Below are 25291 nucleotides of genomic sequence, written 5' to 3'. Positions count from 1 at the left end.
GGCTCAGAACTCCCCGCGCCGGACGGCCTCGATCAGCGGGCCATAGCCCTCCTCGCCCAGCCAGAAGCGGATGATGCGCGTCATCGCCGAGGAGGTGCGGGTGGCGCCGGTGATCCCGTCGACCTCATACTCGGTCGAGGCCGGGCCACGGGCGACGGCAAAGCGGATCTCGCCGCTGTCATCCGTGGTCTCCACCCCGTTGAAGGACGCCTGCCAGGCCGGTTCCTCGATCCGGGCGCCGAGGCCGGGGGTTTCGGACTGGCCGGTGATGGTCAGCCCGGCGATGGTGTGCATGTCGCCCTTCAGGGCCAGGATGCCGTCGATGCGCCCGTTGTAGCCCTGCCCGCTGAAGGGCAGCAGCAGCAGGGACACCTCGCCCTCGCTGCGCAGCAGGTAGATCTGCGCGTAATCGGGACGCTGCACGAGGCCCGCGATGTCGGCGCCTGGGTCCAGCACCGTCCAGTTGCCGGCATCGGCCAGGGTGGTTTCCAGCGTCGCCGGGCTCACCTCGGTCGCCGCGCGGCCGGTGTCCAGGTCGATCACCACCGTCGACAGGGCGCCGCCCGATTGTTCCAGCAGCGTCGACATGCCGGGGATGCCCGCCACCAGCGCCGATAGCCGCGCCTGTTCCTCGGCGGCGCGGTTGGCCGCCTGGATCGGGCGCAGGACGACGGTGGCGCCGCTGACCATCACCGCGCAGCAGGCGGAGACCAGGAAGGCCACCAGCACTGTCTTGGTCCGGCTTTCATTCGGCAGGGCCAGCAGACGGCGCCAGGCCGAGAAGGGGTTCAGGTCAGCCAAGATGTGTCCTCCGTCTTGCGCGCCAGCGCGCGATGGCGTCTTGCGCGCCACAGCGCGATGGCGGCTTCGTCCAGGATGGGGGCGGCGAGAGAGGCCAGAAGGGCGGCGGAAACGGTGATCTGCACCGGCGCCCCGCCGTCCCAGCCGGTGGCGAACAGCACGATCAGCGCGCCGTAAAGCAGGCCGTTGCCCCAGCGACCGGGCCGCGTGGCGGCGCTGGCGACGGGGTCGCAGACCAGCAGGATCAGCCCGATCCAGGCCACCGGCAGCACCTTTTCCAGCCCCGCGGGCCAGGCCCCGCCCGGGATCGCCCAGGCCAACAGCGCCGCCAGCAGCGCCCCCGCGATGATGCGCCCCGATATCACGCCCAGCAGGATCCCCAGCCCCGCCGCCGGGATCGCCGCCCAGGCAACCGGCAGCACGAAGTCAGGCCAGGGCGCCGCCGGGAAGCCGAAGCCAAGGAAGGCCAGGGTGATCGTCGCCGGATTGACGACATTGCGCCCCCAGCCGCCGAAGACCAGCTCCCCCATCACGGTGCCGAAGCTGATGCCCATGACCAGGCGGAAGATCCCCAGATCCTCGGGCGCCAGCATGGCCACGGCCAGCGCCGTCAGGGCGCCGGCAAAGCTGGGAGGCTGGGCCCGGGCCAGCATGAAGATCAGGTGCCAGAGGCCCGAGACCAGCAGGGTCAGCGCCAGCCGACCCGCCGCCTCGATCCCACCGTACCACAGCCAGGCCAGCGCCAGCGGCATCAGCGCCGCCAGCAGCAGCAGGGCCACGGTTTCACGATCCCAGATGCCGCGCATCATGCCCCCTCCTCCGCCGCGATCCGATCAAGCGCCCCGCGCAGGAGCGCGGACAGCCGTGGCTCGGCCCCGGTGACGTAGTCGGCCAGGGCCAGGTCCTCTTCCAGCAGGGTCAGGCCGCCCAGCTTCGCCAAGGTCTCGTCATCGCCGGCCGACAGGGCCCGCAGCAGCGCGACGGCCGGCAGGGCCCCGCCAAGAGCCTGTTCCAGCGCGGCCGTGGGGATCAGCGGCACGGGCCGCGCGGCCCGGCTGAGCGCGTTGCGGAACCAGTGGCCCCGGGGCGCGCCATGGTGATGGGTCATCACCGACAGCTGCCGATCCCGCGGCGCCAGCCAGACCGCCCTGTGCCCGTCCAGCGCCGAGCCCGACACCAGATCATGCGGCCCCGGCACGGTCAGCCCGTGGCACAGCCCGGCCAGATGCGCCCCGTCCTGGCAACGCAGCAGCCGCGCCTCGCTCAGGGCCGGGCCGGTCACCGAAACGGTGCGCAGCGCGGGGCGCAGGCCGGTCTCCAGCAGCGTACCGAGGTCGGCCACATCCTCGGCGTGGATGTCCCAGACCGGGGCTTCGACGGACGCCGGGTGATGATGATGCAACTGGTGCCCCGCCAGGCCCTGCGGGTGACGCGGCCCGCTGCGCAGCAGGCGTAGCCGCCCTTCGACCGCGCCCGGCCCGGCCAGCGCGGGGCCGCGGCGCTGACACAGGTAGACCGGCCCCTCGGTCAGGTGACCAAGCGCGGCGAGCCCGCGCATCAGGTCCTCCCCGCGCCCTTCCAGCATCGCCAGCGGGTTGGGCGCCAGGGGACGGCTGTCCGCGGCCATGACCAGAATCGCTGCCGGGACGGCCCCAGGGGCGGGCATCCGGCCGAAAGGCCGGGCGCGGAACTGTCGCCATAGTCCGCTGTCCTGCAGCAGGGTCCGCAGCGCACTGCCATCGCCCGCCCCGGCTGCCTGGGTGTCATGGCGGCGCATGTCTCCGCCCGCATCGCGGAACAGCACGATCTCATGCAGCTGTCGCCCAGGGCCGAGGTGCACCTTCGCCACACGGCCGGGCATCGGCGCCACCAGGGCGATCTCCGGGTGGTCCCGCAGGCGAGCCACGGGCGCACCACCGGCCACGGCCTCGCCTTCCCGCACGACCATGTCGACACGCAGATGTTCGCGATGCTGCGGCAGGACCGCAGCCTCTTCCGTCCAATGCTCCACCGGCTCGCCGCCTGTCAGCGGCGCCGAACGCACCGTCGGATTAAGCCCTGCCTGCATGAGCTGCGACAGCATTGTCTCTCCTACCTGCATTCACCCTTGGAACAGGTTTCTGCCAAATTAAGCACCACGTCCACAAAACCCTGACAATTCCGCGCGATAATTAAAAAGTGCTTTTGCAACATATGTTTGAATGAGAGTTTTTTCGCCACATTCACGTTCGTGTCATTGCTCGAACGCTATCCCAAGGTATCATCGGACCCGTAGCCCAATTGATAGCCAACTGCCGGGAAAAACCAATGCGTGGGAAAATTATTACCGTTTCATCGGTCCTCGCCCTGCTGTTCGCCAGTTTCCTGACGGGAACGCCGAGCGCAAAGGCACAGGACTCATCCGCCCCCTCCGGCGAGGAGGCGATCACACCCTTCCTGTTGCCGGACGCCGGTCCGTTCGAGCCGAAATCCCTGGGCGAACAGAACACCGCCGCGATCACCGCCTGGCTGAAGGGCGGCCATGCGGATGCCACCGCCGAGGCCTTCACGCATTGGGATGACGAAGGCGCGGTGCCGCCCAACTGTTCGGTCTGTCACGCCGGGGCGGGCTTCCGCAGCTTCCACGGGCTGGATGGCAGCGAACCTGGCCTGCCCGAAGCGCCCATTCCCGCCGGTGGCGTCGTGGATTGCGAGACCTGCCACAACGACGGCCTCGCCTCGATCTCTGAACTGACCCTGCCGTCGGGCGTCGTGCATCCCGTCGTCGGCGTCGAAGCCGCCTGCATGACCTGTCACCAGGGGCGCGCCGCCGGGGCGACTGTCGAAAATGCGACCGCCTCGAAACCCGATGACACCGTCGACGCAGAGCTGCGCTTCGTGAACCCGCACTACGCCACCGCCGCCGCCAGCTGGCTGGGCGGTTACGGGGGCGCGGGCTATCACTACCCGGGCAAGACCTACTCGGGCCGTTTCTTCCATGCCCGCCCGGTGGCTTCCTGCGTGTCCTGCCACAACCCGCACAGCCTGGAGGTGAAGGTGGAGACCTGCGCCACCTGCCACGATGCCGAAACTTCGGAGGCGATCCGCATCCGCAAGCAAAGCTATGACGGCTCCGGCAACCTGACGGTCGGCATCCATTCGGACATCGAGGCCAATGCGCAGCTGCTGATGGAAACGCTGGTGACCTATACCAGCGAGGTCGCGGGCACCGCGCTGGTCTTTGAGCCGCACTACCCCTACTTCTTCGCCGACGCCAATGGCGACGGGGTGGCCGACCAGGTCGACGGCAGCAGTGTCAACTATGCCGCCTGGACGCCGCGCTCGCTGAAAGCGGCCTACAACTGGAAGCTGGTCACCGCCGATCCGGGCATCTACGCGCACAATCCGCATTACGCGCTGGAACTGCTCTACGACTCGATCGAGGACCTGGCCGGCGCCACCGACAGCATCGACTTCGACAGCCTGAACATCCTGCGCTGAAGCGCAGGCCTGACCACGTACGCAAGGCGCCGTCCCCCCGGGCGGCGCCTTCGTCTTGTCCAGCGGGCCCGCCCGGCCCTGCCCGGCTGTCTCAAACTGAGGCTTGCCTCGACCGCATCGGCCCGGTCATATTCTAACCTCGGGTCACCCGGCCGACGGTCGGGTCACCCAGGAGGAAGGGAGGAGGCGCCCGATGACCGGCCGTGACCACGACCATGTGACCCGCGTGATGCGGACCGTCAGCTGTGACGCTTCCGCCGCGCGCTCCCGTCTTGCCGCGTCCTGGCAACGGTCCTTCGCCCACCACCGCCTGGACCCGGCCGCCGCCCCGCCGCAGGACCGCGATACCGCGCGCCTGGCCGAACAGGAGGAAGTGCTGGGCCGGCTGCTGCATGTCGCCAGCCCACGCCTGGACGAGCTGTTTTCCACCATCGGACAAAGCGGCCACGGCGTCTTCATGACCGATGCGCGCGGATTGATCCTGCGGGCGCGGCAACGGGCGGCGGACGAGGCCGACTTCATCCGCTCCGGCCTGGTCGCGGGCGGCGACTGGAGCGAGGAGGCCCAGGGCACCAACGGCATCGGTACCTGCCTGACCGAGAAACGCCCCCTGATCATCCATCGCGACCAGCACTACCTGGCGCGCAATATCGCCATGAGCTGCATCGACGCGCCGGTCTTCGACCACGAAGGCACGCTGATCGCGGCGCTGGACGTGTCCTCGCCCCGCGCCGAAAGCGACGGGTTCAACCAGCTGATCGGCGCCATGGTCAGCGGCATTGCCAGCAAGATCGAGATCGACCTCTTCCGTGACATCCACAGCGACCGCCAGATCGTTCTGGTCGGCGATGACCGCGCCGGCACCGCCCTGCTGGCGGTGGATCGCGATGGTCTGGTCGTGGGCGCCACGCGCAGCGCGCGGATCGGCTGCGGCCTGGCGCGCCAGGGCGCCCTGCGCCCGGTGCCGCTGCGCGACGTTCTTGGGGAAACCTCCGAGGGGCTGTCGGGGGCCGAGAAGGCCGCACTGACCCGGGCCCTGGCGCGCGCCAACGGCAATGTCTCGGCCGCGGCCCGCGCGCTCGGCATCGGGCGCGCGACGCTCTACCGCCGGATGAAACGGCTGGGCATCTCCGGCGCAGACTGACCGCGCCGCCCCGCATTTCGCAGCTGCAGCATGGCCGCCCGCCGCAAGGTGTCTCACCCCTGAGACAGTTTTGCCCCCTCCGCCGCCCTGCCCCCGCTGACAACGCCGCCGCCACAATGCCAGATCTCCTTCACCGGCGCCGAGGAGGGTGCCGGAGGAATTCCGACAGACGGAGGAGACCTGTCATGAACGAGATGAGCCAACCCGACCTGAGCCGCACCTCGCCCTTCCAGAGCCGCTATGACAACTTCATCGGCGGGCGATTCACCGCCCCCGTCAGCGGCACATATTTCGACAACGTCACGCCGATCACCGGCGAGGTGGTCTGCGAGGTGGCCCGCTCCGGCGCGGCCGACGTGGACCTGGCGCTGGACGCCGCCCATCTGGCGAAGGATGCCTGGGGCCGCACCTCGGCCACCGAACGCGCCAACACCCTGCTGAAGATCGCCGACCGCCTGGAGGAGAACCTGGACCTGCTGGCCCGGGCCGAGACCTGGGACAACGGCAAGCCGATCCGCGAGACGACCCTGGCCGACATCCCCCTGGCCGTGGACCACTTCCGCTATTTCGCCGGTGTGCTGCGCGCCCAGGAAGGCAACATGTCCGAGATCGACGCGGATACCGTGGCCTACCACTACCATGAGCCCCTGGGCGTCGTCGGCCAGATCATCCCGTGGAACTTCTCGATCCTGATGGCGGCGTGGAAACTGGCGCCCGCCCTGGCCGCCGGCAACTGCATCGTGCTGAAGCCCGCCGAACAGACGCCCGCCGCGATCATGGTGCTGATGGACCTGATCCAGGATCTGCTGCCCGCGGGCGTTCTGAACATCGTCAACGGCTTCGGCGGCGAGGTGGGCGCGGCCCTGGCCAGCTCCCCGCGGATCGCCAAGATCGCCTTCACCGGCTCGACCGAGACGGGGCGCAAGATCATGCAGGCCGCAACCGAGAACCTGATCCCGGTGACGCTGGAGCTGGGCGGCAAGTCCCCCAACATCTTCTTCAGCGATGTCATGGCCGAGGATGATGCCTTCCTCGACAAGGCGGTCGAGGGCTTCGTCCTCTTTGCCTTCAACCAGGGTGAGGTCTGCACCTGCCCGTCCCGCGCTTTGATCCAGGAAGACATCTATGAGGAGTTCATCAAGCGTGCCATCGCCCGGGTCGAGGCCATCGTGCGCGGCGACCCGCGCGACATGGACACCATGGTGGGCGCCCAGGCCAGCCGCGAGCAGCAGGAAAAGATCCTGTCCTACCTGACCATCGGGGTCGAGGAAGGCGCCGAGGTGTTGACCGGCGGCAAGGCCGCGCAAGTCGACGGTCTGGATGGCGGCTACTACATCGAGCCGACGATCCTGAAGGGCCACAACAAGATGCGGGTCTTCCAGGAGGAAATCTTCGGGCCCGTCGTCTCGGTCTGTACCTTCAAGGACGAGGCAGAGGCGCTGGCGATCGCCAATGACACGATGTACGGCCTTGGCGCCGGTGTCTGGACCCGCGACGCCAGCCGCTGCTACCGGGTTGGCCGCGCCATCCAGGCGGGCCGGGTCTGGGTGAACAACTACCACGCCTACCCTGCCCATGCGGCCTTCGGTGGCTACAAGCAGTCGGGCATCGGGCGCGAGAACCACAAGATGATGCTGGATCACTACCAGCAGACCAAGAACATCCTGATGTCCTACAACCCCAACAAGCTGGGCTTTTTCTGAGGCCAGCGCCCGCGTCGTCCCGCTGGCGCGGTCCGGAGACCGGGGTGGCCGTTCCATCTCGAACCCCGGTGTCCGGGCCCGATCCAAGACCGGCGGGACGATCAGGCCGGGCCCTGCCCTCGTCCCAGGGGCGAGGGTCCGGCCACAGGATTGCGCATCGCCCCCCCTCCCGGCGATGCGCGGCGCGCCCGGCCCCGCCCCGGGTCGGACGCGCCCGGACAGGTCGCCCTGCCTCCGAACTCCCGGTCGGCCTGGCCGGAACGCGAAAGACCGGCGCCCGGCGCCGGTCTTTCCTTTCCCGGGCGCATCAGGCCCGGGCCGTTCACCCTGACAGGGGGCGCTTACAGCGCGTCGTCGAAGAAACCTTTCAGCTTCTCGAAGGGGATAAGGTTGGTCTTGTCATACAGATCGACGTGGTTGGCCCCCGGCACGGTGTAGAGCTCTTTCGGCTCCGCCGCCGCCTCGTAGACGTCTTCGCTGAAGTAGGCCGAATGCGCCTTTTCACCCATCACCAGCAGGATCGGACGACCGTTCAGCCAGGACAGGTTGTCCAGCAGGCCGAAGTTCATCCAGCTGGCGGCGCTGGTCACCGTGAACTGGGTGATCGAGTTGGGGTGATAGCCGCGCGGACGCGAGTAGAATTCGCCGAACTCAATGCCCACGGGGTGGCTGTCCTCGTCCCAGCCCAGCAGGGCGCCGCGATCGGTCAGGGCCGGATCGACGGCCTCGAAGTCGGCATAGCGCTGGTCTGCGACCATTTTCAGGAAACCGGCGCGGTCCTCGTCGGACATGCTGTCGTTCATGCCCATCTTGTGCATGCGGGCGATGTCATACATCGACACGGTGGCCACGGCCTGAATGCGCGGATCGACCTGCGCCGCCGACAGGGCGAACCCGCCCGAGCCGCAGATGCCGATGGCGCCGATGCGATCCCGATCGACAAAGACGCGGGTGCCCAGGAAGTCGACGCCGGCCATGAAGTCCTCGACGAAGAGGTCGGGCGAGGAGAGGTGGCGCGGCTCGCCTTCGGAATAGCCGTTGTAGGCCGGATCGAAGGTCAGCACGACATAGCCATGCTGCGCCATCTCATTGGCGTAGATACCGGGGCCCTGTTCCTTCACGCCGCCATAGGGGGCGCCGACGATCAGCGCGGGGTATTCCTTGGTCTCGTCGAAATCGGCGGGACGGTAGAGGTCGGCGGCCAGGGCGATGCCATAGCGGGTGGTATAGCTGACGGAGGTGCGGGTCACCTTGTCCGACAGCTCGAAGATGTAGTTGTTCTTGCTCATGGGAGAGGTCTTTCACTGAAAATTTGCGGCACCCGCCGCCAGAGGGAAGCGGGTGCCAGGGGCGCCGGCCACGAAGGGGGAGAGAGGCCCGGCGCCCGTTCGGTATCACTCGGGCTGCACGGTGGGACGGAACAGGATCTCGTTCACGTCCACGTTTTCAGGCTGCGACACGGCGAAGGAGACCATGTCGGCCATGGTGCTGGCCGGGATGGCGATCTGGCTGACGAAATCGCGCACCGTGTCGCCGGTGCCTTCCTCGGTGATATGGCTGGTCAGTTCGGTATCCACGGCACCGGGCGAGATGACGGTGACGCGCACGTTGTAGTCCTTCACCTCCTGGCGCAGGCCCTCGGACAGCGAGCGGACGGCGTGTTTCGTGGCGCAGTATACGGCACCCGTGGGCACGGTCTTGTGGCCGTAGACGGAGGACACGTTGATCACGTGGCCCGACTTCTGTTCCTGGAAGATCGGCAGCACGGCGGAGATGCCGTACAGCGTGCCCTTCAGGTTCACGTCGATCATCTGCTCCCATTCGTCGACCTTCTGGCTGGCCAGCATCGACAGGGGCATCAGGCCCGCGTTGTTGAAGATGACGTCGACGCGGCCATAGGTTTCCTTGGCAGTATCGACAAGGCGCTGCACCTCCTCGCGCTTGGTCACGTCGGTGGCGACGGCCAGGGCGGTGCCGCCCTGGCCCTCGATGTCCTTGACCAGGCTTTCCAGGCGCTCGGCACGGCGGGCGCCCAGGACGACCTTGGCACCCTTGGCCGCCAGGTCGCGGGCGGTCGCTTCGCCCATGCCGCTGGAGGCGCCGGTGATCACGATGACTTTGCCGTTGATGTTGTCGGTCATGTCGGTTGGTCCTTTCTCTTTGGTGCGGCCACGCCTTACTGCGGGCCGCAGGACGCCCTGAGCCGCACGCATGGGCGGCGCCTCGGGGCGTTTTGAAGTGTCATTTCCCGGGCCAGACGCCCGGCGCGGGTCAGTCCGCCAGTTCGAAGCGGGCGGTGTAGCTGCCATCCTGCAGCAAGGCGTCCAGCGGGCCGTCGAAGGCCCCCAGCCGGACCAGCCCCCGCGAGGACTGGAAGGGCTTGTAGAAGATCGCCAGGTTGCCCCAGGGCGCGTAAAGCGTGATGTCCCCGGTTTCGGGCTTGTAGCTGGCCGGGGCACCGGTGGTGTCCAGCTTGCGCGGCAGATCAGCCACCTTCTCAATGCCGTGGAAGTCGCTGAGTTCCAGGTCCATGGGCATCATGGCGACGAAATCGCGGCCGGCAGCACTGTCATCCAGCGTCGCGGTCAGAACATCGTCGCCCACGGTGATCGTGATCTTGGTCATGGCACCCTCTTTCGCAGTTTGGGCAATGGCAGGGCCCCCCGGGATCACCTGCAGAAGGCTGGCCGCTGCCAGCAAGGCAATGAAGCCACGGCGCATCATCCCGGCGGTCTCCTCTTCGGACAGGACAGCATCTAGCCGGGATCGCGGCAAGGGGAAGAGCCGGGCCGGAACTGCCACTCATGAGGCGCACTCATCAATCGCCTGCCGCCGCTATGTCGATCATTCTGCGATGGCGGGTTCCCTTGCGCCCCGCATACGCGCACGAACTGATGAGGGTCGCTCATGGATGTGTCCGGCGCATGCGGCATTAACCGATAGCCCCTCTATCCTATCTGCTGTCCCACAGGCCCGGATCCCCCGGGTCGGGACCACGGGGTCCCCCACATGAAGGAGACGACCATGAAACTCGCCCCCCTCGCCCTTGCCCTGGCACTGGCCGCCCCGGCCGCCGCCTCGGCACAATCACTGGAGATCACCCGCGCCGAAGATCGCCCCGGCCAGATCGGCAGCTCGGACACCTTCGCCGGCACGGCCTATGTCGCCCCGGTGGTCCCGCCTGAGATCGGCGACGTCAGCATCGGCGAAGTGACCTTCCTGCCCGGCGCCCGGTCCGCCTGGCACACCCATGACGAAGGCCAGATGCTGATCGTCACCAAGGGCACCGGCTGGGTGCAGGAACGCGGTCAGCCGAAACAGATCATGCGTGCCGGCGATGTGGTCTGGGCCCCGCCGGGGGTCGATCACTGGCACGGCGCCACCGATGAGACCTCCGTCACCCACTACGCCGTCCAGAAGGGCGTGAACTGGGGTGAGCTGGTCACGGACGAAGAATATGCAGCCGACTAAGCCCCTCGGGCTGGCGGCGCTGGCAGCGGCCTTGCTGCTGCCAGCCTCCCCGCAGGCCAGCGAAACCGTTCTGGACGGGCTGGATTATCCCTGGTCGATCGCGACCGCGGGCGATGACATCTACATCACTGAGAAGGCCGGCACCCTTGGCCTCTTCGATGGGACCACCTTCAGCCGCATGCCGGTGGAGACCTCCGTGCCCACCCTCAACGACCGCGGCGGTGGCCTTCTGGGCCTCGCCCTGCGCCCCGATTTCACTGAGACCCGCCGCGCCGTGGTCTACCAGCATGTCGGCAGCCCGGAGGCCCGGCAGAACCGGGTGCTCGAGATCGCGCTGGACGGCGAGGTCTGGCGCGAGACGCGCGTCCTGCTGGACGGCATCCCGGGCCATCCGCTCTACAATGGCGGGCGCCTGGGCTTTGGTCCGGACGGGATGCTTTATGTCACCACCGGCTGGACCGAGAACCGCGCCCGGCCGCAGGACATGGACAGCCTGGCGGGCAAGATCCTGCGCCTAACGCCCGAGGGTGCGGTGCCGGACGACAACCCGTTCCCCGGCTCGCCGGTCTATTCGCTGGGCCACCGCAACCCGCAGGGTCTGGCCTGGGATGACGACGGACAGCTCTATGCCGCCGAACACGGCCAGTCTGGTCACGACGAAGTGAACCGGATCGTGCCGGGCGGCAACTACGGCTGGCCGCTGGTTCAAGGGGATGAAACCGCTGACGGCATGATCCCGCCCCTGGCCCATTCGGGCCGCAGCACCTGGGCGCCTTCCGGGCTGGCCTGGGCGGAGGGGCATCTGCTTCTGGCGGGTCTGCGGACCCAGGGGATCCTGCGTATCATGCCCGACGGCACGGTCAGCGAGGCCCATGACCTTGGCCAGCGGACCCGCGACATCGCCCTGCGCGACGGTCAGATCCTGGCGATCACCACCAACCGCTCGCCGCGCCGCGACGGGGCCTCGGACGACGCCCTGCTCCGAATTGACCCTGGGTCAGAATAGCGTTGGACCTCCCCCCCTCGCCCCAGATAGACTGAGAGGCCACCGGATGATCATCGGTTCCCAGATCAAGGCCTCTCAGATGCTTCGCGAAAACATTAACGATCTCATTGCGCTGGCCGCCGTGGCCGAAGAGCGCAGCTTTACCCGTGCCGCCGCACGTCTGAACGTGTCGCAATCGGCGCTGAGCCACACCATCAAGGGGCTGGAGGAACGGCTGGGCCTGCGCCTGCTGACCCGCACCACCCGGTCCGTCGCGCCGACACTGGAAGGCGAAGACCTGCTGGCGACGCTGAACCCCTGCCTGGAGAAGATCGAGGCCCGGCTTCAGGCGCTGAACGACTCGCGCGACCAGCCCACGGGCACGGTGCGGATCGTCGCCACCGATTACGCCATCGACTACATCCTCTGGCCGAAACTGTCGCCGGTGCTGAAGGAATACCCGGCGGTGAACGTGGAACTGGTGGTCGACTACGGCTTCACCGACCTGGCCAGCTCGCAATGCGATGCGGGGGTGCGGTACGGCGACCAGGTCAGCGACGGGATGATCGCCATGCGCATCGGCCCGGACGAACGCATGGTCTGCGTCGGCACGCCCGAGTATTTCGAACGCGCGGGCGTCCCCCAGACGCCGCAGGACCTGTCGGATCACGCCTGCATCAACCTGCGCCTGACCACCCACGGCGCCCTCTACGCCTGGGAATTCGAAGAGAAGGACGGGACCGAGATCCGGGTCAAGGTCCAGGGGCAGGCCTGTTTCAATACCATCGGCCCTGTGCTGCGCGCCGCGATGGACGGGCACGGCCTGGCTCTGGTGCCCGACAAGATGGTCGAGGCCGAGCTGGCCGACGGCCGGTTGCAGATGTGCCTGGGCGATTACTCCCCCGCCTTCCCCGGCTTCCACCTCTACTACCCCTCGCGGCAGCGCCCGTCGTCGGCCTTCGAGGTGGTGCTGGACGCCCTGCGCGTCCGGCGCTGAGGATTGATGAAATCCCCTCATGAGTGGGCTGCTGTCCCGGCGCATTGAGACAGAGGGCCACAACCCCAGATCAGAGGTACGACATCGACATCAAAGGAGTTTTCCATGAAGACCCGTCTTGCCGCCTCTGCCCTCGCCCTGCTCGCCTCCGGTGCTTCCGCACAGGAGCTTGAGACCACCCTGCCCGACGCCGTGGGCCAGGTGGCCCCCGCCCTGCAGGCCTATTCCACCGACGATCTTTTCGGCTCCGTCTGGAGCGGCGAGGCCATGTCGATGCGGGACCGTGCGCTGGTCACCTTCGCCGCGCTGATGACCCGTCACGAGACCGAGAACCTGGGCTCCTACGTGGCACTGGCGCTGGACGCCGGCGTGACCCCGGCGGAACTGTCGGAAACCATCACCCACCTGGCCTTCTACACCGGCTGGGGCAATGCCACTGCCGCAGCCGAAGCCATGGCGCCGGTCTACGAGGCCCGCGGCATTACCGCCGAGGACCTGCCCGCGGTCGAGCCGGAAGAGATGCTGCCGCTGGATCAGGAAAGCGAAGACGCCCGCCAGACCATGGTGCAGGACAACTACGGCAATGTCAGCCAGGGTGTCGTGGACACCACCGAGGAGCTGCTGTTCCTCGACATGTGGCTGCGCCCGGCGCTGGAGCCGCGTGACCGTTCGATGGTCACCGTGGCCGCCCTGATCGCCGCCGGTCAGCCCGAACAGATGACCTTCCACCTGAACCGCGCCATGGACAACGGCCTGACCCAGGAAGAAGCGGGCGCGATGCTGTCGCACCTGGCCTTCTACGCCGGTTGGCCCAAGGTCTTTTCGGCCATGCCGGTGGCGAAAGAGGTTTTCGCCAGCCGCGCCGAATAAGACAGACAGACTGGTGGGCCGGACGAAATGTCCGGCCCTCCCCCCCTTCAAGGAGCAGTTAGCAATGAAGATCGGCATTCTCGGATCCGGCCTGATGGGCGCCAAACTGGGCACGCTCTGGGCGAGCTGCGGCCACGAGGTGACCTTCGCCTATTCCCGCAGCCAGTCGAAACTCGACCGGCTTGCACGTGACGCGGGAGGCCGCAGCGGCTCCGTCGCCGAGGCCGTACGTGACGCTGATGCCCTGCTTTTGGCCGTGCACTGGTCGCGCGTCGAAGACGTGCTGGACCAGGCGGGCGATCTGGACGGGCAGCTGGTGCTGAACTGCTGCGTGCCGCTGGATGAGCAGAACCGTGACCTTGTGGTCGGCCGGACCTCCTCCGGTGCCGAGGAACTGGCGCGGATGCGTCCCGGCGCCCGCTGGGTGTCATGCTTCAACACCACCCCTTCCGAGAGCTTCCGCCCGGTGTTCGATCGCAAGGGCCAGGCACCGGCGCCCCAGGTCCTGACCTACGGCGACGATGCCGGGGCCAAGCAGGAGGCCGGCGCCCTGATCCGCGATATCGGCTTCGAGCCACTGGAAGCAGGCGGGCTGCGCAACGGGCGCTATATCGAACCCTTCGCCATGGCGACGGTCGAGCTGGCCTACGTCCAGCCCGGCGGCCCGGCCCTGATTTACAATTTCGACAAGTTGTCCTGAGAGCCTCGCGCCGACGGACAGCCCACAGACCAAGGAGAAGAAAAATGAAAATCATTCGTTGCGGCAGCAATCCCTCGATGCCCGGCCCCGAAGAGACCTTTTCCGGCACCGTCCGGCTGGAGATGATGTTCCAGGCCGATGAACCGGGCCGCACCTCCGGCGCCCATGTGACCTTCGAGCCCGGCGCCCGCACCGCCTGGCACACCCACCCGGCGGGCCAGACCATCATCATCACCTACGGCCGTGGCTGGGTGCAGCGCGAAGGTGGCCCGATCGAGGAAGTGACCATGGGCGACGTGGTCTTCTTCCCCGCCGGCGAAAAGCACTGGCACGGCGCCTCCCCCGAGAACGCCATGAGCCACATCGCCATCCAGGAAAGCATCGACGGCTCCCCCGTCACCTGGATGGAAAAGGTCACCGACGAAGAATACGGCGCCTGAGCGCCCCTGGCCGGCCCCTCGGGTCCGGCCGACTTCCGGCAAGGTCCGGGGCCAGTTGGTCCCGGACCCTTTTCATGTCCGCCCCCCTTTCCGGGAACCAGCCCTGCGCCCAGGCCCAGCCCACGCTCAGGCGTCCTGCCCGCGCGCGCGACAGGGGATCACGCCGCTGTCCAGATCCTTACCGCCACCCGCCGACAGGAAGTCCCAGCCGAGGCTGTCCTGCCCCAGTGTCAGACGCAGCAGCCCGGTTTCCCCGAAGACGGCGCGCGCGGTGCTGGCCTTTGCCGGTGTGGCGTGGCTCGTCTCTCCGCCCACACCGATGGTGAAGCCGATCAGCCCGTCCGCCACCGGCTGCCCCGCCGCATCCAGGGGCCGCGTACGTTCATAGAAGTGATTGTGCCCGTTCAGCACCGCGGTCGCACCAGCTTCCTCCAGCCGGGCGAAGAGTGCCCGCGCCGCCTCGCTGCCCGGGCGGTCCCGCAGCGACCAGGCCGGCTTGTGGAAATAGGCCAAAACGCAGGCATCGGGGTGCGCCGACAGCTGGGCATCCAGCCAGGCGCGCTGCGCGGAGCCCTCGTCGGCGTCATCTTCCGAGTTCAGCGACAGCAACAGCCAGTTGCGCCATGTCAGCGCATAGTGGCCCGTGCGGTCCGCGCCCGCCTGTTGCCCCCAGTATTCATAATAACCGTTGGCGCCCGGCACCCGATACTCATGATTGCCCGGTGTCGGCAGCAGGCGCGGCGCCAGCGCGCCCCAGAGCGGGTCGAAACAGGTGTCGAACTCCGCCCGCGTGCCACGGCGGTAGGCCAGATCTCCCAGCCCCAGAACGAGGTCGTCGGGATAGAGGTCTGCGAGGGCGGCGGTCTGCAGCGCCCCGGCCCCGTCCCGATCCACTTCGACCGGCAGGCCCAGGTCGTAGGTCAGCGCGGGCCAGACCTGGCCGAGGGTATCCTTCCGCCCGCATTCGGCCACGTCGCCCGCGGCCAACAGGGTCAGCCGGTCGCCCTGCCCGACCACCTGGTCCAGCACCTGCTGCGGGGTTGCGCGGTCATCGCGGGCCGGAAAATCGCCAAGAATGGCAGCCCGGGCCTCATCCGCGCCGAAGCGGAACACCTGCTGTTCCCCGGCGGTCAGCACCAGCAACAGCGCGAAGGCCACGCCGAGGGTCCGAAGTATCTTGCGTTTCATGATCGTCCTTTCGGCCGGTTCGTCCCGGCCCGTCATCCATCAACTTGGGTCGGGGTCCAGCAGGTCCTCGACAAACCAGGAGGCGAACTGCGCCCGCCCGCTGACCCCGGCCTTGGCATAGATCCGCGTCAGCTGCGCCCGCACCGTGCCCTGGGCCGCGCCACGGATCTCGGCGATGCCCGCCACGTCCAGTCCCTTCAGCGCCAGCAGCCCCACGTCGCGTTCCGCCGGCGTCAGCTTCCAGGCGTCGAACTGGTCCTCGATCACCTGCGCCAGAGATCCGCGCGCCGTGTCCAGGGCGCGTTCCTGCTGCCGCATCTGCGCCAGGGTCCGGCGCAATTGCCAGACCCCCATGACCACGCCCAGGATCAGTGCCAACGCCACCAGCGCCTCGAAGATGCTGTGCGGGGCGGCCGGATCCTCTGCCAGGTCCGCCACGGCATCGGCCACGAAGAACAGCGCCGCCATGGTCTGAAGGACCACGGTGACGGCCAGCGCGGCGGAGAATCGGCGCGCGCTGCGCGGCCCGCGGGGAGGGACAGCGCCGAGGGTCATCCCCGGCGCGATCCCGTCAGCATCGGGCGCAGGAGGTTGCGACCCAGGGCGCGGCTTTCGACCGCGACCCCGGCCACGTGGACCGCCGCCAGCAGAAGCAACAGATTGGCCAGCACCTCATGCACCTCCTCGGCGATTTCCTTGATCTCGCCATTCTCCGCCCTGTCGTCGGCAGAGGCAAGCACCGACCAGTCACCTGCGGCCACGGCGGCCTTTTCCTCGGCGATGGTCACGGGGCTGCGGGCATCTGTCATCACCAGGCCGGTGACGGAAATCAGCGCCAGGCAGGCCCAGAGCGCATAGACCATCAGCGCCCCCGCCGGATTGTGAGAGCGGTGCTCGCGCGGGCGACCGCGCAGCAGCGCCTTCATGTGGCGCAGGGCCGCGCGCGGCGCGGGCGGGAAGGCCGAGAACCGCGCCTCAGCCGGCCCGATGACGCCCCAGAGCAGCCGGATCGCCAGCACCGCCAGCACCATCCAGCCCACCCAGACATGAAGCGCCGAGCCCCCCTCGTCCAGAACAGCGTTCAACAGTACGGCCAGGGCGATCAGCCAGTGGGTGACCCGCACCAGCGGATCCCAGGGATCGGGCGGCGCGACGGCCCCGCCCTCCTTCCCCGGCTGACGGGCGTCAGTCATCTGCCTTCACCCTGGCCACCTGGCCGCTTTCCGGGTCGATGTAGATCTCCCACTTCCGCATCTCGGCGTCATGGCACTTGGCCTCGATCTTGCCGTCCTCGGCCTCGAACCGGGGCGCCATGCAGCCGGCGGCCTCCAGCGCGGTGGTGGCGGTGGCGGGATCGGTGCCGACCCTGTCGCCGACGGCCGGCAGGGCGGCGGCGGCCAGCGGGGCCAGCGCCAGGGCACAGGTGGTCACGAGCAGTTTCATGTCAGGGATCCTTTCGTTGGACACCGGCAGCAGGTCGCCCCGGCTGATCCGCAGAAAGCCCCTTCTCTTGGATGGGGTCGATTGCACGCACGCTGCTTTCGCCCACCCTAAGCGCCTGCTTATGCGCCTCTGGGCACGACGCACGCAGGGATGGAGGCGTCGAAGACAGCAGAAATGAGCCGGGTCGCCGTTCTTGATAGGATCGAAGACCACAGATGACGCGGCAGGGAGAAGAGCGGAGGTGCACTGCACTGCCGACACCACGCCGGGAGTCAGTGTTCAGGGGCTGCCGGACGCATGCGTCACGACTTGCTCCCTGAAACGCGAAGAGCCCCGGGCGGACCCGAGGCTCTGCAGCGTTTTAGATGGTGGGTGATAAGAGATTTGAACTCCTGACATCTTCGATGTGAACGAAGCGCTCTACCACTGAGCTAATCACCCGCCGTGCCGCGTTCTCTACCGTCACTCTTCGCCGTCTGCAAGAGGCGAATTCGACAAAATTTCACCCTCGGTCGCCGCGGCCTGATCCAGCTCCGCCAGGGCCGGGCCGCTTTGCCGAACCCGGGCAGTCATGACCCGGCCATTGGCCAGATCCTTGGTCCGGGTGACCTTGATCTTGCCCAGCGGTTGCAGGTTCGCCTCGCGCCCCTCGGACAGGGTTTCGCCCAGAACCGTCAGCAGCGCCTCGACCACCGGCTTGGCGTCCTTCTTCTTCATGCCGGAGCGAGCCACGACGCGGTCGATCAGCTCTTTCTTCTTCAGAGGCGTCTGTTCAGCGCCCTTGTCCGAACTCATGTCGTCTTCCGCGGCCCCCGCCTCCATTGGCGTGTCCTCCAGTGGCGTTTCCCCGTCGGGCGCATCGGTCCGGGGGGCCCGGCTGCTCTGCGCGGCGCGCCGGCTGGCGGTGGCCGCGCGGCTGGCGGCGGTCTTGCCGCTGGTGCTGGTCGGTTTGGTGGCCATGGTTTGTCCCCCTCGATTTCCCGGCTTCGCTCCCTGTCAGCCTAGCAAGCCACATGCCGCGCGGCCAACACCTCATGCCTGCCCGCCCGCCTGCCGTGGCGGCGCTTTGGCAGATGCCCATAAGAAAGGCCGCGCCCTCCGGTGGGAAGGCGCGGCCTGATCAAATGCCCGGGGGTGCCGGCGCCCGCCACAGGGGCGCCGACCCTTGGATCAGTGGGCAACCGCCTGGCGGGCGGCTTCCTCGGCGGCCTTGGTGCGGGCCGCCGCGGCGGCTTCCTCGGCCTCCTCGTCCCATTCCACGGGCTCCGGCTGGCGCACCAGCGCCTGTTCCAGAACCTCCTTCACGTGGGTCACGGGAATGATCTTCAGCCCTTCCTTCACGTTGTCGGGAATGTCGGCCAGATCCTTCTCGTTCTCCTCGGGGATGAAGACGGTCTTGATGCCCCCCCGCAGCGCGGCCAGCAGCTTCTCCTTCAGCCCGCCAATCGGCATGGCGTTGCCGCGCAGGGAGACCTCGCCGGTCATGGCGACATCCTTGCGCACCGGGATCTGCGTCAGCACGGAAACGATGGAGGTCACCATTGCCAGGCCGGCCGAGGGGCCGTCCTTAGGCGTGGCGCCATCAGGCACGTGGACGTGGATGTCCCAGTGATCAAAGCGCGGCGGCTTGACGCCGATCTCGGGCGCGACCGAACGGACGTAGCTGGAGGCAGCGTCGATCGACTCCTTCATCACGTCGCCCAGCTTGCCGGTGGTCTTCATCCGGCCCTTGCCCGGCAGGCGCAGCGCCTCGATGGACAGCAGGTCGCCGCCCACGCTGGTCCAGGCCAGCCCGGTGACGACGCCGATCTGGTCTTCCTTCTCGGCCAGGCCGTAGCGGTACTTCTTCACGCCCAGGAAGTCATCGAGGTTCTCCTCGGTGACGACAACCTTGTCGGTCTCCTTCTTGACGATCTGCGTCACGGCCTTCCGCGCCAGCTTGGCGATCTCGCGCTTGAGGTTCCGCACACCCGCCTCGCGGGTGTAGCGCTGGATCATCTCGGTCAGCGCGCCGTCGGTGATCTCGAACTCGTCCTTCTTCAGGCCGTGGTTCTTGACCTCCTGGTCGACCAGGTGCTGCCGCGCGATCTCGCGCTTTTCGTCCTCGGTGTAGCCCGCGAGGCTGATGATCTCCATCCGGTCCAGAAGCGGGCCCGGCATGTTGTAGGAGTTCGCCGTGGTCAGGAACATCACGTTGCTGAGGTCGTATTCCACCTCGAGGTAGTGGTCGACGAAGGTGCCGTTCTGTTCCGGGTCGAGCACCTCCAGCATGGCGCTGGACGGGTCACCGCGGAAGTCCTGGCCCATCTTGTCGATCTCATCGAGCAGGATCAGCGGGTTCGTCGTCTTCGCCTTCTTCAGCGCCTGGATGATCTTGCCAGGCATCGAGCCGATGTAGGTCCGCCGGTGGCCGCGGATCTCGCTTTCATCACGCACACCGCCGAGGCTGATGCGGATGAACTCGCGCCCCGTGGCCTTGGCGACCGATTTGCCCAGGGAGGTCTTACCCACGCCCGGGGGGCCGACGAGGCACAGGATCGGCCCCTTCAGCTTTTTCGAACGCTGCTGCACCGCGAGGTATTCGACGATGCGTTCCTTGACCTTCTCCAGCCCGTAGTGATCGGAATCGAGGGTCCGTTCGGCCAGGCCGAGGTCCTTCTTCACGCGGCTCTTGGTGCCCCACGGGATCGACAGCATCCAGTCGAGGTAATTGCGCACGACGGTGGCCTCGGCCGACATCGGCGACATCGACTTCAGCTTCTTGATCTCGGCCTCGGCCTTCTCGCGGGCTTCCTTCGACAGCTTGGTCTCGCTGATGCGCTGCTCCAGCTCGGCGATTTCGCCCTCGCCGTCCTCGCCGTCGCCCAGCTCCTTCTGAATGGCCTTCATCTGCTCATTCAGATAGTACTCGCGCTGCGTCCGCTCCATCTGGGATTTGACGCGGGTCTTGATCTTCTTCTCGACCTGCAGGACGGACATCTCCCCCTGCATCAGACCATAGACCTTCTCCAGCCGGTCGGAGATCGACAGGGTCTCCAGAAGCTCCTGCTTCTGCTCCACCTCGATGCCGAGATGGCCGGCAACCAGGTCGGCCAGGCGCGAGGGCTCATGGCTTTCGGCCACGGCGGTCAGCGCCTCCTCGGGGATGTTCTTCTTCACCTTGGCGTAACGTTCGAACTCCTCGGCCACGGTGCGCAGCAGCGCCTCGGTGGTCGCCTCGTCGCCCGGCTCCTCTTCCAGCAGCTCGGCACGGGCCTCGAAGAAGTCGTCGTTGTCCAGATATTCTGCGATCCGCACGCGGATCGAGCCTTCGACCAGCACCTTCACGGTGCCGTCGGGCAGTTTCAACAGCTGCAGCACGTTGGCCAGCACGCCGGTGCGGTGGATGCCCTCGGCGGTGGGATCGTCCTCCGCCGGATCCTTCTGGCTGGCCAGCAGGATCTGCTTGTTCTCCGTCATCACCTCTTCCAGCGCCCGCACGGATTTGTCGCGCCCCACGAAGAGGGGCACGATCATGTGCGGGAAGACCGCGATGTCACGCAGGGGCAGGACGGCGTAGGACGGGTTGAGAGGCTCTTGCATGCTCTATCCTTGATCTTGGGCAGAAGGCACCGGCCCCGCGCGGCGGCAACCATGGCCTTCTCCGGTTTACAGTCTCTTAATCTGGGCGCGAGGCCCGCGATCTTCAACCGTGGTTCCGGCCATCCTGCCCGTGGGGCGAGGCGGCAGCAAGCGGGATATAAGGCGCCACAGGGGAAAAACCAGCCCGGAGCGAGTTGTCCACAGGGCGCGCTGGCTGCGCGCCGGATGCGGGGGCGCTGCCCCCCGTCTTCGCGAGGCGAAGACTCCCCCGGAGTATTTTCGGCCAACGTATGAAGAGGGGGGGGCGGTATGAGGATCCGTCGGGCAGCGCCCCTCCCTCTAGCCAAGCGCCGCAGCGCGCGCTATGGCCCCGTCATGAGCACGCGTTTCTCCTTTTCCCTGCAGGCCACCGATGGCCGCGCCCGTAGTGGCGTGATCTCCACCCCTAGGGGCGAGATCCGCACCCCTGCCTTCATGCCCGTGGGCACAGCGGCGACCGTGAAGGCGATGATGCCCGAAAGCGTGGCGGCCACCGGCGCCGACATCCTGCTGGGCAACACCTATCACCTGATGCTGCGGCCCACGGCGGAACGCATCGCGCGCCTGGGCGGGCTGCACCAGTTCATGAACTGGCAGAAGCCGATCCTGACCGACAGCGGCGGGTTCCAGGTGATGAGCCTGGCGGAGCTGCGCAAGCTGACCGAGGAAGGCGTGACCTTCCGCAGCCATGTGGACGGCTCGAAGCACAAGCTGACGCCGGAACGGTCGATGGAGATCCAGAAGCTCTTGGGATCGGACATCGTCATGTGTTTCGACGAATGCCCCGCCCTGCCGGCGGATCACAAGCGCATCGCCGAGAGCATGCGCTTGTCAATGAGATGGGCGCAGCGCTCGCGCGATGCCTTCGGCGACCGGCCCGGCCATGCGCTGTTCGGCATCCAACAGGGCGGTGACGTGGAAGAGCTGCGTGCGGAAAGCGCCGAGGCGCTGAAGGGTATCGAGTTCGACGGCTACGCCATCGGCGGCCTGGCCGTCGGCGAAGGCCAGGAAATCATGTTCCAGGTTCTGGACTACGCGCCCGGCCAATTGCCCGTCGACAAGCCGCGCTACCTGATGGGCGTGGGCAAGCCCGACGACATCGTGGGCGCGGTGAAACGGGGCGTCGACATGATGGATTGCGTGCTGCCCTCGCGGTCCGGCCGCACCGGCCAGGCCTGGACACGGCGCGGTCAGGTCAACCTGAAGAACGCCCGCCACGCCGACGACCCCCGCCCCCTGGACGAACACTGCACCTGCCCGACCTGCCGCCACTACTCGCGCGCCTACCTGCACCACGTCTACCGCGCGGGCGAGATGATTTCCGGCATGCTGCTGACCTGGCATAACCTGCATTACTTCCAGGAGTTGATGCAGGGCATGCGCGATGCCATTGCCGCAGGCCGCTTCGAGGCCTGGGAAGAGGATTTCCACGCCACACGCGCCCTGGGCGACATCGAGCGGCTCTGAGCATGCCCGAACGCCTGCGCGGCACTGGACCTCGCGCCGCGCAATCCTTATATGGCGGGTCAGGAATAGGACGGAGACACCATGACCGAGCAATCAGAGCCCCTCGAAGGCGCCCCGCTGATCGCGCCCTCCTCGACCGACCACCCGCTTTACGACAAGGTGGCCGAGGCCTGTCGCACGGTCTACGACCCGGAGATCCCGGTGAACATCTTCGACCTGGGGCTGATCTACACCATCGACATCACGGACGAGAACGACGTCCGCATCATCATGACCCTGACCGCCCCTGGCTGCCCGGTGGCCGGCGACATGCCGGGCTGGATCGCCGATGCGGTCGAGCCGCTGGACGGGGTCAAGACGGTGGATGTGCAGCTGACCTGGGAACCGCCCTGGGGCATGGACATGATGAGCGACGAGGCCCGGCTGGAACTGGGCTTCATGTGATCCGAAGGCCCCGGCAGACCCGGGGCCTTTTCTTTTGGGCGCCCATTCGCCCGTCCCGCGCACCCTGATCCCAACCGCCGACCCTGGTCGACGATGCGTTTCTGCGCCCGGTGATCGCGCCTTTCCCCTGAAAATCAGCCTCTCCGGGCCCATCCATTGCGGCGCCTTTTGGCGCCCACGCGAGATGTAGCGGCAGGGCCACAGATCCTGACAGGAAGCTTTCGGGCTTCCCAGATCCTGCGAAAGGGGTTAACCTTTCCCCAAAAAATCAAACAGGCAACCAAGATATAAAACGGGCAAGGTAGAGCAGTATGTCACAGAAAATCACCGTCCTCTCCGGCACCATCGAGGCCGGGGCGAAGATGGACGAGTCCGCCCTAGCGGAGTGCTACGAAGGTCTGGGCCAGGCGGCCCGGCTGATCCGATCCTGGCAGGACATGCCGGTCTGTTTCACGCGCATCGGTCAATACGGCTGGCAACTCGTGCTCAGTCCCGCTCGCCCTGCCCTGCGCGAGGCGCTGGCCATGCGCGCCGGCATCCGCCAGAAGGGCCGGCAATTCGACACCGCCATCGCCATGGTCAGCGGCCCCGGCGAGATCCCGGCCAGCCGCGACCTCGGCCAGGCCGAGGGGCTGGCCTTCCTGACCTCGCTGGGCATCCTCGACGGTCTGCGCGGCGCGCGCTTCGGACATGGCGACGGATCTGAACTGGCCGCCGTGGCGCGGCTCGTGGACCATGTCTCGGCCCGCTGGACCGCGGCCCAGGCCAAGGCCGTCCTGCCGATGCTGTCGCAGGACGCACCAACCCATTCCACCGTGGCCGAAAGCCTCGGGATCACCCGCCAGGCCGTGCGCCAGGCCCTGATGGGCGCGGGCTACCCCGCCCTGTCCGAGGCGCTGGCCGAGGTCGAAGGGACCCCGGTGGCGCCGCAGCGCGTGGGCGCCGTGGCCTGACCGACCGTATCGGTTGACGTATGCGAAGGGCGGCGCCACGGCGTCGCCCTTTTCGCGTTGCGGCGCAGCCAGGCGTACAGGGCGCGCAGCCGGTTGCGCGGGGTCCGCGCGCCCAGATCCCAGACCTCCTGTTCCGACAGCAGACGCCGCGGCGAGGGTGGAAGGAGTGGTAGCATTGGCCGTCCTTTCCTTTTCGCATGCGGAAAGGTAGCCTGCCAAAAGAGGGTTTTCTGCGCCTAATCCAGCAATAGGATTTTCACTGATGAAAGACTTGAAGTGGGACGACCTGCATGTCTTCTATCACGTGGCCGAGGCCGGTGGCCTCAGCGGCGCCGCCCGACGCTGCGGTCTCAGCGCGCCCACCATCGGGCGTCGCATGCTGGCGCTGGAGGAGATGGCGGGCCAGAGCCTCTTTCGGCGCGGCCCCACGGGCTACGAGCTGACACCGGCGGGACGCGCCCTGCACGAGCGGGTCCGCGCCATGCAGGCCGCGGCACGGCCTGTCGCGGCGCTTTTCGGTGACGCGTCCGAGGCGCCGTTCCTGCGCCTCTCCGCCGGGACTGCCACCGCGCATTTCCTGGCCGACCGGGTGGCCGAGATCTGTCGCCCCGGTGACGACTTCCGCCTGCATTTCATCACTACCGAGGCCACGCTGGACATCGCGCACCGCGAGATCGACGCGGGCATCCGCAACCGCGCGCCGGAGGCCGGCAACCTCGCCTCCCGCCCCCTGGGTCGCCTGCGCTTCGCCCCCTACCGCAGCCACTCCCTGCCCGGTGCGGAAGGGCTGGGCTGGGTCGCCATGGATCCCGACCACGCCCGCCATCCCGCCGCCCGCTGGCTGCACGAGCAGGACCTGCCGGTCGCCGTGCTTGCCAATTCGGTCGCAACGGTGCACGAACTGGTCCGCGCCGGCGCCGGCATCGGCGTCATGCCCTGCATGACCGGCGACCGCGATCCGGCCCTGACCCGCGCCGGCCCGCCCATCGAGGCGCTGGAGGAAACCCAGCACCTCGTCTTTCACGCCGACGACCGCCACCGCCCGCCCCTGCGGCGGCTGATCACCCGTCTCGCCGCGCTCTACCGGGACAACGCGGATCTGCTGGCCGGTCACAGACCGTTGCGCGCCTAGGCACGCCCCGCCCCCGCCAGGGTCCCTTGGAATCGCCGCCCGCTCCCCTTATCTTGGGGTCAAAGCGCCCCGCCCCAACGGGCGCCAAAGGAGACACCATGTTCAGCATTCCCGGCAAACAGGCGGTCACCATGACCCCGCGCGCGGCACAGCAGATCGTCAAGCTGATGAAGAAGGACGGCCACGAGGGCCTGCGCATCGGCGTGAAGAAAGGCGGCTGCGCGGGCATGGAATACACCATGGACTACGTGGACAGCGTCGATCCGAACGATGAGGTCGTCGAACAGGATGGCGCGCGGGTGATGATCGCCCCCATGGCGCAGATGTTCCTCTTCGGCACCGAGATCGACTACGAGGTCGCGCTGCTGGAATCCGGATTCAAGTTCAACAACCCGAACGTCACCGAGGCCTGCGGCTGCGGCGAGTCGATCAAGTTCGCCGATATGTGACCC

At 67.6% G+C, this 25291-nt stretch carries 26 protein-coding genes and 1 tRNA gene; 14 read left to right on the top strand and 13 right to left on the bottom strand.

The window, feature by feature from the left end; genetic code table 11:
* Positions 1-3: 3 nt before the first annotated feature.
* The 3 genes from LC066_RS06865 to LC066_RS06855 are packed head-to-tail and all read right to left on the bottom strand — an operon-like array spanning position 4 to position 2884.
* Positions 4-801 (bottom strand): FMN-binding protein, encoded by a 798-nt coding sequence (locus tag LC066_RS06865; RefSeq protein ID WP_224897442.1) that lies wholly within the window; start codon positions 799-801, stop codon positions 4-6.
* Positions 789-1610: an RnfABCDGE type electron transport complex subunit D gene (locus tag LC066_RS06860; protein WP_224897440.1), complete on the bottom strand. Its 822-nt coding sequence runs from the start codon at positions 1608-1610 to the stop codon at positions 789-791. Before LC066_RS06860 ends, LC066_RS06865 begins: the two co-directional genes overlap by 13 nt.
* Entirely contained in the window at positions 1607-2884 is a 1278-nt protein-coding gene (locus LC066_RS06855; RefSeq protein ID WP_224897438.1) for a Na(+)-translocating NADH-quinone reductase subunit A, read from the bottom strand. The genes LC066_RS06860 and LC066_RS06855 overlap by 4 nt, the downstream gene beginning before the upstream one ends.
* A 224-nt stretch (positions 2885-3108) precedes the next feature.
* On the opposite strand from LC066_RS06855, the gene LC066_RS06850 reads away from it, so the two are divergent.
* From LC066_RS06850 to adh, 3 genes are all read left to right on the top strand, one after another.
* Entirely contained in the window at positions 3109-4281 is a 1173-nt protein-coding gene (locus LC066_RS06850; RefSeq protein WP_224897437.1) for a cytochrome c3 family protein, read from the top strand.
* 193 nt (positions 4282-4474) lie between these two features.
* Positions 4475-5425 (top strand): helix-turn-helix domain-containing protein, encoded by a 951-nt coding sequence (locus LC066_RS06845; protein WP_222479532.1) that lies wholly within the window; start codon positions 4475-4477, stop codon positions 5423-5425.
* A gap of 185 nt (positions 5426-5610) precedes the next feature.
* Positions 5611-7128 (top strand): aldehyde dehydrogenase, encoded by a 1518-nt coding sequence (gene adh, locus LC066_RS06840; protein ID WP_224897435.1) that lies wholly within the window; start codon positions 5611-5613, stop codon positions 7126-7128.
* A gap of 341 nt (positions 7129-7469) precedes the next feature.
* On the opposite strand, the gene LC066_RS06835 is transcribed toward adh, so the two are convergent.
* The 3 genes from LC066_RS06835 to LC066_RS06825 form a co-directional block, all read right to left on the bottom strand.
* A complete protein-coding gene (locus LC066_RS06835; protein WP_224897433.1) occupies positions 7470-8417 on the bottom strand; it encodes an alpha/beta hydrolase in 948 nt (315 codons plus the stop codon).
* A gap of 105 nt (positions 8418-8522) precedes the next feature.
* On the bottom strand, positions 8523-9269 hold the full coding sequence (locus LC066_RS06830) for an SDR family oxidoreductase (protein WP_224897431.1): 747 nt from the start codon (positions 9267-9269) through the stop codon (positions 8523-8525).
* Between the two features lie 130 nt (positions 9270-9399).
* Positions 9400-9753: a cyclophilin-like fold protein gene (locus tag LC066_RS06825; protein ID WP_224897430.1), complete on the bottom strand. Its 354-nt coding sequence runs from the start codon at positions 9751-9753 to the stop codon at positions 9400-9402.
* A 399-nt stretch (positions 9754-10152) separates the two neighbouring features.
* Between LC066_RS06825 and LC066_RS06820 the strand changes: the two genes are divergently transcribed.
* The 6 genes from LC066_RS06820 (at position 10153) to LC066_RS06795 (ending at position 14591) form a co-directional block, all read left to right on the top strand.
* Positions 10153-10599, top strand: coding sequence for a cupin domain-containing protein (locus LC066_RS06820; RefSeq protein WP_222479542.1), 447 nt, complete (start codon positions 10153-10155; stop codon positions 10597-10599).
* The gene (locus tag LC066_RS06815) at positions 10586-11605 is read left to right on the top strand and encodes a PQQ-dependent sugar dehydrogenase (RefSeq protein WP_224897428.1); all 1020 of its coding nucleotides are present in this window, start codon (positions 10586-10588) and stop codon (positions 11603-11605) included. The genes LC066_RS06820 and LC066_RS06815 overlap by 14 nt, the downstream gene beginning before the upstream one ends.
* A gap of 46 nt (positions 11606-11651) precedes the next feature.
* Positions 11652-12581, top strand: coding sequence for a LysR family transcriptional regulator (locus LC066_RS06810; protein ID WP_318246705.1), 930 nt, complete (start codon positions 11652-11654; stop codon positions 12579-12581).
* A gap of 105 nt (positions 12582-12686) precedes the next feature.
* A complete protein-coding gene (locus LC066_RS06805; RefSeq protein ID WP_224897426.1) occupies positions 12687-13451 on the top strand; it encodes a carboxymuconolactone decarboxylase family protein in 765 nt (254 codons plus the stop codon).
* Between the two features lie 64 nt (positions 13452-13515).
* Complete coding sequence (locus LC066_RS06800; RefSeq protein ID WP_224897424.1) at positions 13516-14151, top strand: NADPH-dependent F420 reductase; 636 nt, start codon at positions 13516-13518, stop codon at positions 14149-14151.
* Between the two features lie 44 nt (positions 14152-14195).
* Positions 14196-14591, top strand: coding sequence for a cupin domain-containing protein (locus tag LC066_RS06795; protein ID WP_224897422.1), 396 nt, complete (start codon positions 14196-14198; stop codon positions 14589-14591).
* Between the two features lie 126 nt (positions 14592-14717).
* Here LC066_RS06795 and LC066_RS06790 read toward each other — a convergent pair whose 3' ends face one another.
* From LC066_RS06790 to lon, 7 genes are all read right to left on the bottom strand, one after another.
* The gene (locus tag LC066_RS06790) at positions 14718-15779 is read right to left on the bottom strand and encodes a metallophosphoesterase family protein (protein ID WP_224897420.1); all 1062 of its coding nucleotides are present in this window, start codon (positions 15777-15779) and stop codon (positions 14718-14720) included.
* A gap of 39 nt (positions 15780-15818) precedes the next feature.
* Positions 15819-16334 carry a helix-turn-helix transcriptional regulator gene (locus LC066_RS06785; protein WP_224897418.1) on the bottom strand — a complete coding sequence of 172 codons (516 nt, stop codon included), beginning with the start codon at positions 16332-16334 and terminating at the stop codon, positions 15819-15821.
* Positions 16331-16972: a cytochrome b/b6 domain-containing protein gene (locus LC066_RS06780; RefSeq protein ID WP_224897416.1), complete on the bottom strand. Its 642-nt coding sequence runs from the start codon at positions 16970-16972 to the stop codon at positions 16331-16333. Before LC066_RS06780 ends, LC066_RS06785 begins: the two co-directional genes overlap by 4 nt.
* Entirely contained in the window at positions 16965-17222 is a 258-nt protein-coding gene (locus tag LC066_RS06775; RefSeq protein ID WP_224897414.1) for a PepSY domain-containing protein, read from the bottom strand. Before LC066_RS06775 ends, LC066_RS06780 begins: the two co-directional genes overlap by 8 nt.
* 366 nt (positions 17223-17588) lie before the next feature.
* A tRNA-Val gene (locus LC066_RS06770) sits at positions 17589-17663 on the bottom strand.
* A 21-nt stretch (positions 17664-17684) separates the two neighbouring features.
* Complete coding sequence (locus LC066_RS06765; protein WP_224897412.1) at positions 17685-18182, bottom strand: HU family DNA-binding protein; 498 nt, start codon at positions 18180-18182, stop codon at positions 17685-17687.
* Between the two features lie 210 nt (positions 18183-18392).
* Positions 18393-20804, bottom strand: coding sequence for an endopeptidase La (lon, locus tag LC066_RS06760; RefSeq protein WP_224897410.1), 2412 nt, complete (start codon positions 20802-20804; stop codon positions 18393-18395).
* Between the two features lie 375 nt (positions 20805-21179).
* Between lon and tgt the strand changes: the two genes are divergently transcribed.
* The 5 genes from tgt (at position 21180) to LC066_RS06735 (ending at position 25288) form a co-directional block, all read left to right on the top strand.
* Positions 21180-22310 carry a tRNA guanosine(34) transglycosylase Tgt gene (tgt, locus tag LC066_RS06755; RefSeq protein ID WP_224897407.1) on the top strand — a complete coding sequence of 377 codons (1131 nt, stop codon included), beginning with the start codon at positions 21180-21182 and terminating at the stop codon, positions 22308-22310.
* A gap of 81 nt (positions 22311-22391) precedes the next feature.
* Positions 22392-22754, top strand: a complete 363-nt coding sequence (locus LC066_RS06750) for an SUF system Fe-S cluster assembly protein (RefSeq protein ID WP_085888329.1) — start codon at positions 22392-22394, stop codon at positions 22752-22754.
* A gap of 311 nt (positions 22755-23065) precedes the next feature.
* Complete coding sequence (locus tag LC066_RS06745) at positions 23066-23707, top strand: hypothetical protein (protein WP_224897405.1); 642 nt, start codon at positions 23066-23068, stop codon at positions 23705-23707.
* Positions 23708-23969: 262 nt separating this feature from the next.
* A complete protein-coding gene (locus LC066_RS06740; protein ID WP_224897403.1) occupies positions 23970-24839 on the top strand; it encodes a LysR family transcriptional regulator in 870 nt (289 codons plus the stop codon).
* Between the two features lie 98 nt (positions 24840-24937).
* The gene (locus tag LC066_RS06735; protein ID WP_085888332.1) at positions 24938-25288 is read left to right on the top strand and encodes a HesB/IscA family protein; all 351 of its coding nucleotides are present in this window, start codon (positions 24938-24940) and stop codon (positions 25286-25288) included.
* Positions 25289-25291 lie beyond the last annotated feature (3 nt).

This window comes from Pseudooceanicola marinus, from assembly GCF_020177265.1.
Taxonomy (GTDB): Bacteria; Pseudomonadota; Alphaproteobacteria; order Rhodobacterales; family Rhodobacteraceae; genus Pseudooceanicola; species Pseudooceanicola marinus_A.
Note: the sequence above shows the minus strand (reverse complement) of the source record. Positions and strands in the feature narration are given on the sequence as shown.